Here is a 602-nt window from a genome sequence, read left to right as displayed (position 1 = left end):
TTCAGAAGGCGTAAATACAACCGTATAATTTGCATTATCGGTTCCGTTATTTTCTCCAGATGGTTTTACTTCCGGAGTCTTCCAGCTGAATTCCCCTGTTACTTCCAGCCCATTCCATGTTACTTTTCCGCCTTTCAGGACGCAGTCAGATAACGGTTTCTGATATTCCAGAATGTTCGTTTCAGGTTTCGTTTCTAACTCCGGTGTAAGCTTTCTTATTACAGCCTGATAGGTTCCGGTTTCTGTATAGGTATTCCCAGTCGAGGTTGTAACTACTGCTTCAATGGCCAGGGTATATGTGTAAGCATCCGCCAGAGGTTCTCCTTTGTCCTGAATCTTTGCCGTAATGGAGATCAGATTCTGGTATTCTTTCAGGAATTCATTTTGTCCCAATGCTTCGTTAATAACAGAAACTGTGGAGTTTTCTACCTTTTCTTCCATTTTTTCTATTGGCAGATAATTTTCAATGGAATCCTCATAATCTCCGTTAATTATTTCTATCAGCTGGGACAAAATCTGATCCGTCGGAACTGGCTCACGGATACTTGCTGTTGTTTCAGCTGTAGTATCCAGAAGCACATACAGGTTATCTGCATTTTGGT

At 41.4% G+C, this 602-nt stretch carries 1 protein-coding gene; it reads right to left on the bottom strand.

Annotation, left to right across the window (positions count from 1 at the left end; all coding sequences use genetic code 11):
* A partial coding sequence (locus LIZ66_RS18370) for a hypothetical protein (protein WP_227227651.1) occupies window positions 1-602 on the bottom strand: 602 nt, incomplete at both ends.

Source organism: Blautia faecis, assembly GCF_020554845.1.
Lineage (GTDB): Bacteria > Bacillota > Clostridia > Lachnospirales > Lachnospiraceae > Blautia_A > Blautia_A faecis.
Note: the sequence above shows the minus strand (reverse complement) of the source record. Positions and strands in the feature narration are given on the sequence as shown.